The organism is Arthrobacter sp. SO3, from assembly GCF_020532825.1.
GTDB lineage: Bacteria > Actinomycetota > Actinomycetes > Actinomycetales > Micrococcaceae > Arthrobacter.
In genome coordinates, this window is sequence record NZ_MQTS01000161.1 from 1 (window position 1) to 8672 (window position 8672).

At 66.5% G+C, this 8672-nt stretch carries 9 protein-coding genes; 7 read left to right on the forward strand and 2 right to left on the reverse strand.

What is annotated here, in order from left to right; all coding sequences use genetic code 11:
- Positions 1-47: 47 nt before the first annotated feature.
- On the reverse strand, positions 48-1142 hold the full coding sequence (locus BJQ90_RS14845; RefSeq protein ID WP_226761011.1) for a polyprenyl synthetase family protein: 1095 nt from the start codon (positions 1140-1142) through the stop codon (positions 48-50).
- The gene (locus BJQ90_RS14850; protein ID WP_226761012.1) at positions 1139-1672 is read right to left on the reverse strand and encodes a hypothetical protein; all 534 of its coding nucleotides are present in this window, start codon (positions 1670-1672) and stop codon (positions 1139-1141) included. Before BJQ90_RS14850 ends, BJQ90_RS14845 begins: the two co-directional genes overlap by 4 nt.
- Positions 1673-1746: 74 nt before the next feature.
- Between BJQ90_RS14850 and dinB the strand changes: the two genes are divergently transcribed.
- From dinB to BJQ90_RS14885, 7 genes are all read left to right on the forward strand, one after another.
- Positions 1747-3009: a DNA polymerase IV gene (gene dinB, locus BJQ90_RS14855; RefSeq protein WP_413463693.1), complete on the forward strand. Its 1263-nt coding sequence runs from the start codon at positions 1747-1749 to the stop codon at positions 3007-3009.
- A 278-nt stretch (positions 3010-3287) separates the two neighbouring features.
- A complete protein-coding gene (locus BJQ90_RS14860; protein ID WP_226761013.1) occupies positions 3288-3662 on the forward strand; it encodes a DUF3040 domain-containing protein in 375 nt (124 codons plus the stop codon).
- Between the two features lie 493 nt (positions 3663-4155).
- A complete protein-coding gene (mraZ, locus tag BJQ90_RS14865; protein ID WP_226761014.1) occupies positions 4156-4584 on the forward strand; it encodes a division/cell wall cluster transcriptional repressor MraZ in 429 nt (142 codons plus the stop codon).
- Positions 4585-4781: 197 nt separating this feature from the next.
- On the forward strand, positions 4782-5780 hold the full coding sequence (gene rsmH, locus BJQ90_RS14870) for a 16S rRNA (cytosine(1402)-N(4))-methyltransferase RsmH (protein WP_226761015.1): 999 nt from the start codon (positions 4782-4784) through the stop codon (positions 5778-5780).
- Positions 5777-6451 carry a hypothetical protein gene (locus BJQ90_RS14875; protein ID WP_226761016.1) on the forward strand — a complete coding sequence of 225 codons (675 nt, stop codon included), beginning with the start codon at positions 5777-5779 and terminating at the stop codon, positions 6449-6451. The genes rsmH and BJQ90_RS14875 overlap by 4 nt, the downstream gene beginning before the upstream one ends.
- A 42-nt stretch (positions 6452-6493) precedes the next feature.
- The gene (locus tag BJQ90_RS14880; RefSeq protein ID WP_226761017.1) at positions 6494-8290 is read left to right on the forward strand and encodes a peptidoglycan D,D-transpeptidase FtsI family protein; all 1797 of its coding nucleotides are present in this window, start codon (positions 6494-6496) and stop codon (positions 8288-8290) included.
- A gap of 116 nt (positions 8291-8406) precedes the next feature.
- On the forward strand, positions 8407-8672 hold a 266-nt coding region (locus tag BJQ90_RS14885; RefSeq protein ID WP_226761018.1), incomplete at its 3' end, for a Mur ligase domain-containing protein.

Here is an 8672-nt window from a genome sequence, read left to right on the forward strand (position 1 = left end):
GGTTTGGGGTGCCGCGGGGTTTGGGGTGCAGCCGGGTTGCGGGCGGCTCAGGCCGCGCGGCTGACCGTGGCCTCGGCCAGCTTCCGGAGCGCCGTCTTGGGCAGTTCGTCCAGCGGCAGGAGATCCAGGGCGGAGAAGGCTGCGCGGCCGAAGTCCTCGATCAGCACTTCGGTCGCCTGGAGCGCGCCGCAATCGGAGATGATCCGGCGGATCTCGTCCACGTCGGCATCGACCAGCCCGGGGCTGCCCAGCTTCGCGTCGATAAAGGCCGATTCGGCTGGGCTGGCCAGGTCCAGGGCAAAGGCGATCAGCACGGTCCTCTTTCCTTCACGGAGATCGTCTCCCGCCGGTTTGCCGGTGGTCACCGGATCGCCGAAGACTCCCAGGACGTCGTCGCGGAGCTGGAAGGCCTCGCCCAGCGGGAGGGCGAACGCCGAGTACCCGCGCAGCAGCTCGTCGTGGGCGCCGGCCAGGGCGCCGCCCAAAGCCAGCGGATGTTCCGTGGAGTACTTGGCGGACTTGAAACGGATGATGGACTGGGCGCGGCTGACAGCTCCGGCGCGGTCCCGTTTGGGCCCGGCAACTTCCTCGAGGATGTCGAGGTACTGGCCCGCCATGACTTCGGCGCGCATCAGGTTGAAGATGAGCCGTGCCCGGCTCCCGGAAGCTGCGCTCTCCCCGATTTCGGTAAACGATTCCTCGCTGAAGGACAGGCACAGGTCGCCGGTCAGGATAGCGGCGGCGTGGCCGAACCGTTCGCCGTCCAGCGCCCAGCCCTGCGCCTCGTGCAGCTCGCTGAAGCGCCGGTGCACGCTGGGCCCGCCCCTGCGGGTGTCCGAGCGGTCGATGATGTCGTCGTGGATCAGGGCCGCGGCCTGGAAGAGTTCCAGTGCGGAGCCTGCGGTCACGACCTCGTTGGCTCCGGCCTCGCCGCCGGCGCCCCGCCAGCCCCAGTAGCACATGAGGGCCCGCATCCGTTTTCCGCCCGTGACCAGGTTCGAGATGGATCCCATCAGCGGATCAATGTCCGGGGAGATCGAGGACATCACAGACTGGCGGGTCGTCAGGAAATCTGTGAGCTTTCCGGCGACGGCGGCTACGAACGCAGCCTGCTCCAGGCGCAACTGCTCGGCGAGCGTCACTTGACGGACTCAGCGGCGACGTTCGCACCGATGGTGAAGGTGGAAACGCCGGCGGATTCCACCACCGAGATGTTGACCGTTTCGTTGTCACCGCGGAGGAAGTCCTTGGACGGCACCGCTCCCACCGTTTCCCCCGGAACCGCCGCAAAGCCCTGGGCAACAAGTTCCTTTGTATAGAAGGCGAGCACCTCGGCCGCGGGAGCGGGGATGCTGCCTACCAGCGCCACGGTCGCGGGTGCCGTGGTCTTGTCAAAGCTGCTGGAAACAACCTTCGCCCCCGGCATCACCGGCAGTAGCTTCTCCGGGAAACCGGGCACCATGGCACCGACGGTGGCCGATGTGCCGGGTTCGGCGGAGGGGCTGGCCGGCGCCGTGGTCGAAGGCTGGGCTGCGGTGGGCGCAGCCGAAGCCGACGGGGAGCCCGACGAAGCGGTCCCGGGGTTGGCGGGCGCGCATGCGGCCAAGGCCATCAGCGTGCCCGCCGCCAGAACAGCTGCCGCAGCACGTTTGCTCGGTCCAAATACCTTCACAGGGACTTTCCTCCTGGGGTTGACGCCGGATTCAGCCTCCAGTTTAGTCAGTCCCGGGGCATAGGATTGAAGTCGTGCGGCCGGACCAGGATAAACAGCAGCGGGAGCAGCCTCCCCAGGACGCAGCCGGACGGCCCAGCGAGGCCTACCTGCGCGAGCTCCGGCGGAGCAGCATCATGCACGTGGACATGGATGCATTCTTTGTCTCCGTGGAACTGCGCAGCCGTCCGGCACTCGTCGGCAAACCCGTCATCGTGGGTTACCCCGCCGACCGGTCCGTCGTACTGTCCGCCTCCTACGAAGCGCGGCGCTTTGGCGTCAAGTCCGCCATGCCGATGGTGGTTGCCATGCGGATGTGTCCCTCCGCCGTTGTTATCGAGCCCCGGCACAAGCTCTACTACGAGGTTTCAGGCCAGATCATGGACATCTTCGGTTCGATTACCGAACTCGTGGAGCCGCTCAGCGTGGACGAGGCCTTCCTCGACGTCGGGGGGGCGATCCGGCGGCTGGGTCCGCCCCGCCGGATCGGTGAACTCATCCGCACCCGTGTCCGCAGCGAGCTGGGCATCACCGCCTCCGTGGGGATTGCCGCCAGCAAGTTCGTGGCGAAGATTGCTTCCACCCGGTGCAAGCCGAACGGGCTCCTGCTCATCGGCCCGGAAGAGACGGTCCCGTACCTGCACAGCCTGCCGGTCAGTGCCCTCTGGGGTGTCGGGGCCAAGACCGTCGAGGTGCTCTCACGGATGGGCATCCGGACCGTCGCGGACGTCGCGGCCTCCCCGCTGCCGTCACTTCGGAAGGTGCTCGGTGCCTCCGGGGAACACGTCTACCGCCTGTCGTGGGGGATTGACCCCCGCCCGGTAACCCCGGTCCGGCTGGAGAAAAGCATCGGCGCGGAAGAGACCTTCGCGGTGGACACCGCGGACGAGGCACTGCTGCACCGGGAACTGCTGCGGCTCTCGCACCGGACGGCGGAGCGCCTCCGCAGCGCCGGCATGCACGCCCGCACCGTGGCCCTCAAGCTGCGCTACGCGGACTTCTCCACGATCACCCGCAGCCGGACGGTCAGTACCCCGATCGACAGCGCCCAACTGCTGTACGCCGTCGCCGTCCAGCTGCTCGAATCAGTCGGCGACCGCCCCATGACCGTCCGGCTCGTGGGGATCAGGGCCGAACAGCTCGAGGAGGCCGCCCAGGCGCCCCTGCAGTTGAGCCTTGACCGCAGGGATGACAACTGGCGCGCCGCCGAGCAGGTCCTGGACCAGGTGACCCGGAAATTTGGCACTAAATCGGTGCTTCCGGCACGGCTGCTGGACCCCGGGGGCAACCCGGGCTGACCCTGGGGGTGCCCTGTCACTCCTTGATGAAGTCAAGAGGACGTTAGGCATCTTTCAGAACACGGCGCGACAAACTATCCTTAGTTATACGTAGATTTAGTACAACTGGATCGAGCGTTCGGACTAATGCATGACCAGCTGATCGCCCCGGAAGGGGTTGTGGAATCCCAAATTCGACCAACGAAGGTCATTGGGAACCACACGGGAATCCCGCACGTTGTGGGTTTAGTGACACTGGCCGCGTCAGTCTGGACGTTGGCCTACTTAAGGAGGTCGTGATGCCGCTCTCGGAGCACGAACAGAAGTTGCTGGAGCAACTTGAGAAGCAGCTGCATGAAGACGATCCCAAGTTCGCCAGCACCATGGGCTCGGACGCGGGACGATCATTCTCAACCCGCCATCTGGTGATCGGCGTCCTGGCCACCCTCGCCGGCGTCGTGCTACTGCTCTTTGGCGTGACGATCCAGAACATCTTCGTTGGAGTCCTTGGCTTCGTCGTGATGGGCGCGGGCGTGTACTACGCAACCATGCGCGGTGCGGCCGCCGGCAAAGCCAAAGCCGCCGGGACAGCCCGGAAGTCCGGGAAGCCCAGGAGTTCGTTCATGGGCAATCTTGAGGAACGCTGGGACGAGAGGCACCGCGGGGAGTCCTGAGCGCCCGGCCGGCGCACCCGCGCCACCACCGACCTCCTACACCCGCCCTCCACTTCCCACCACGCTGGACCCACGTGGCACAAAAGACCCGCTTCGGCGGGTCTTTTGCCGTTAACGACGGCAGGCCACGGCGTTCTTCGCCGGACAGGGCGCCGCAGTAACCTCCTCCAATGTCCTCCCCGGGCCCGGCCTCGCGCTCGCCGTCGGGCGGCCGGCCCCGCCCGGGCCGCCGCACGCCGTCGGGCAGCCGACCCCGCCCGGGCTGCCGCACGCCGTCGGATCCGCCGCGGTCCCCGAGATCCCTCCACTGCGCGCCACCAGGCCCGGTTCCCTGCTATTGCTGGGAGCCCGGCCCGGCTTGCAGCACAAATTGACGCAGAAACGTTCGGCGTGTCGTTGACTGTGGAGGGATGTGGAGTAATGTGGAGGACGTAAGAGGGTAGTGGCAGCACGGGGGACGTTGGGCTTCCTGCGAACAGACGGGCGGTGGGCCGTGTTTCTCGGCACACATTCGCCGCGTCTGGACGAAAAAGGTCGAATCATCCTTCCCGCGAAGTTCCGAGAGGAGCTTGCCGGCGGCCTGGTGCTCACAAGGGGCCAGGAACGCTGCATCTATGTCTTCAGTGAGGCGGAGTTCGGCCGGGTTCACGAGCAAATGCGGGAGGCTCCACTCTCCAGCAAGCAAGCTCGCGACTATATCCGGGTCTTCCTCTCTGGAGCCTCCGACGAAGTACCTGACAAGCAGGGGCGCGTGACGATTCCGCCGGCGCTCCGGGAGTACGCAGGGCTCGGAAGGGAACTGGCCGTCATTGGTGCAGGAACCCGTGCCGAGATCTGGGACGCCCAGGCCTGGAACGAGTACCTCGCCGAAAAGGAAACGGCCTTCTCGGAGACCGACGACGCAATACCGGGGATCTTTTGAAACCCCACACGCACCAAGCAGCACTGCACGATTCTTGATCGAGATCTCCAGCCGCCCATCCGGATGTTTTCCTGGCTCACTTCCCCGGAGCCAGGCGGACGCAGGATAGGCGCGGATGGGGATCTGGATCAAGAAGCGGCACGCGCAGCGAGCAGCCGCACTCCAACGAATCAGCCGGACAACGAAAGGACGCAGGCATGACGGACCCTGACCAGTCGAAGCCTACGTCCGAACGCCATGTACCGGTCCTCAAGGACCGGTGCATCAATTTGTTGGCACCTGGTTTCGAAGCGGCCCGCGGCCGTGGCGAGACCCCCGTGGCCATTGACGCAACCCTGGGCATGGGCGGCCACGCCGAGGCGATGCTGCAGCGCTTCCCGGATCTGCACCTGATCGGCATCGACCGTGACGAAGAAGCCCTGGCCCTCGCCGGGGAGCGCCTCCGGCCCTTCGCCAACCGGATCGACCTGGTTCACGCCGTGTACGACGAAATCCCTGAGGTCCTGGCGGACCTCGGTTTCGACGAAGTCCATGGAGTCCTGATGGACCTCGGGGTCTCCTCGCTCCAGCTGGACGAACGGGAGCGGGGTTTCGCCTACTCCTTCGACGCGCCGCTGGACATGCGGATGGACACGAGCCGCGGCCAGACCGCCGCCGACGTCGTCAACAACTACAGCGAAGAGGACCTGGTCCGGATCATCCGGAAATGGGGCGAAGAGAAGTTTGCCGGCCGCATCGCCAACCGGATTGTCACCGCACGCGTCGCGAAGCCCTTCACCACCACGGGTGAGCTCGTGGAACAGATCCGTGGAGTCGTACCCGCCGGCGCCGCGAAATCCGGGGGACACCCCGCAAAGCGCACTTTCCAGGCGCTCCGGATCGAGGTCAACGAAGAGCTGGACGTCCTGGAACGCGCCATCCCCGCGGCCATCAACGCGATCGCCGTCGGCGGCCGCGTCGTGGTGATGTCCTACCACTCGCTGGAGGACAAGATCGTCAAGGGCTTCTTCCAGGCCGGATCCAAATCCTCCGCACCACTGGGTTTCCCGGTGGAACTGGAAGAGCACAAGGCAGAGCTGAAATCCCTGACGAAGGGCACCGAGGTGCCCACCGCCGCCGAAATCGCCGAGAACCCACGCGCCGCGTCCGCCCGGCTCCGCGCTGTGGAACGCATCAAAGCCAGGAGGGCCGCATGAGCACCGCAGCTGTCAGCAGATTCCCCGTTGCCACAGAAGCGACGGCCCACGCGCTGCCCGGGACAACCCCCGGCACCGGCCCCGACCGGAAGGCGCGCACCCCGCTCTCGCTGGTGCGGTCAGCCCCGCGGAAACGCCGTGCCCCGTTCGTCGTGCTCTGCTTCGGCCTCCTCGCCGTCGCACTCATGGCAGTGCTGGTCCTCAACATCTCCGTCTCCACCGCGCAGTACCAGCTGGTGCAGCTGCGGAGCGAGCAGTCCACGCTGACGAAGCAGAACCAGGACCTGACCCAGCAGGTGCAGAACTTCGACGCCCCGCAGAACCTGGCCGCCAAGGCCACCGAACTGGGCATGGTGGCTTCCACGGCCAAGGGCCAGATCGACCTCTCCACCCTGAAGGTCAGCGGCAAGGCAAAGCCCGCGGTGAAGGGCGACGCCCCCGGCGCCGTCATCGCCGCTCCGGCCGTGGCCGGACAACTCGTCGTCGTTCCGCCCGCGACCGTCAACGAGCCGCTCGCGAACCGCAAGCCCGCCGCCGAGGCAGCCACCGCGCCGGCAGCTGCGACGCCCGCCGCGGCAGCAGCCGCACCGGCCGCTGTGCCGGCTCCGCCGGCTGTCGAACTCCACGGGGGCTCGGTCCCGGCCCCCGCGCAGAAGGTCCCGGGAAACTAACGCAGGACGGACCACCAGCCAGGCAAGCAGCAAGGACACATCGTGGCAAAGAACACCGGCAGGGCACGCAAGGCGAAAGCGCCAAGCGCGACCCTGCGGCTGCGGCTGGGCCTTGGCGTCATGCTGACGCTCCTGCTCGTCGTCGGCGGGAAGCTGTTCCTGGTCCAGGGCCTCGACGTCGGGGGCATGGCCGAAGCCGCCCTCCAGAACAGGCTCACCCCCATCGAACTCCCGGCCGAGCGCGGCAGCATCCTCGATGCCAACGGCGCCGTCCTGGCCAGCAGCGTGATCCGCTACAACGTCGTGGTGGACCAGAGAGTCAACACCAAAACCGAGTCGTTCCGCCGGTTCGACGAGAGCAAGGATGAGCTGGTCAAAGTCTCCCGCGACCAGGGCATCTCCGAGCTTGCCTCACTGCTGGGCATGGACATGGCCGCGGTCAAGGAGGCCCTCACCGGGGACAAGCCGTACTACATCGTGGCCAAGGACCTCAAACCTGACGTCGAGGACCGCATCTCCAAACTGCAGATCCCCGGCATCGTCACCGTGGGCACCACCAAGCGGGTCTACCCCAACGGTTCGGTGGCCGGCGGGATTGTCGGCTTCCTGAAGGACGGCACCACCGGACAGGCCGGCCTTGAGCAGACCCAGGACGAGATCCTCCGGGGCACCCCCGGCAAACGGCTCTTCGAAATCGGCGCCGACGGGCTGCGCATCCCGGTCGGAGTGGACCAGCTGACCCCAGCCGTCAATGGCAAGGACCTCAAGCTCACTCTCAACTCGGACCTGCAGTACTTCGCCCAGCAGGCGATCCAGAGCCAGAAAGACAAGCTCAGCGCCGAATGGGGCATCATCGTGGTCTCCGATGTCAAGACCGGCGACATCATCGCCATGGCGGACACCAACTCCCCGGACCCCAACGACCCGGGCAAGTCCGATGCCAAGGACCGCGGCGTCCGGGCCGTCACGGCAGCCTACGAGCCCGGTTCGGTGGAGAAAATGATCACCGCCGCAGCCGCCATCGAAGAAGGCACCGCCCACCCGCTGGATCACATCACTGTTCCGCCGACCTACACCGTCGACGGCCAGACCTTCACCGATGCTTTTGTCCACGGTACCGAGGAGCGGACCCTGGCCGGCATTATCGGCTATTCCATGAACACCGGCACCGTGATGGTGGGCGAGCGGCTCAGCAAGGAGAAACGCCACGACTGGCTGCAGAAGTTCGGCATCGGCGAAGCGCCGGACATCGGTCTGCCCGCAGAATCCCCCGGCATCCTGACCCCGGCCGATCAATGGGACGGCCGGCAGCAGTACACCGTCCTCTTCGGGCAGGGCGTGGCCCAGTCGACCCTCCAGACTGTCCGCGCCTACCAGAGCATCGCCAACGGCGGCGTCATGCTCCAGCCGAGGCTGATTGACAGCTACATCAACCCGGACGGCACCGAGGAGAAGGTTCCGGTCCAGGCGCCCCGGCAGATTGTCACCAAAGACACCGCCCAGCAGGTCCGCGACATCCTGGAGAGCGCCGTGACCGAAGGCGAAATCAAGGACGCCGCGATTGACGGCTACCGGGTGGGGGCGAAGACCGGAACCTCGGAATCGCCCTGCGACGACGGCAAGTCCGGCTTCTGCGGCTATACCGCTTCCATGGTGGGAATGGCGCCGATGGACGATCCGCGGTTTATTGTTGAAGTGGTCCTGCAACGGCCCAAGGGCAGCATCTACGGAATCACCAACGGTCCGGTGTTCCGTTCGGTGATGAGCCAGACGCTGCGCACGTTCAACGTCCAGCCTTCCACCGGCGAGCCCGTCCGGCTGCCGCAGTACGTCAAGTAGCACCCGTTCCACTCAGCACCCGGCGTCACGAACCAGTGCCAAACCACAGTGCCTGCGGGCCGGAGCACGCCTCCGTGCGCAGCGCAAGATCCACTAGCACCACAACGGAGACCCACTTGTCAGAGCTCAACGCCCCCGGCGCTTCCGCGCCGTCCGGTCAGGACTCCACCCAGGGCTTCCGGCCCACTGCGGTTGCCGCAGTGCCGCTGGCAACCATCGGTGAGTCGATCGGCGTCGTCGTTCCTGGGGCGTCCGGCTCCGTTGCCGTAACGGGGATCTCCCTGAATTCCCGGACGGTCCAGCCGGGGGACCTGTACGTTGCCTTGCCCGGCGCCACCCGCCACGGGGCCGACTTCGTCTCCCAGGCAGTGGAGGCGGGCGC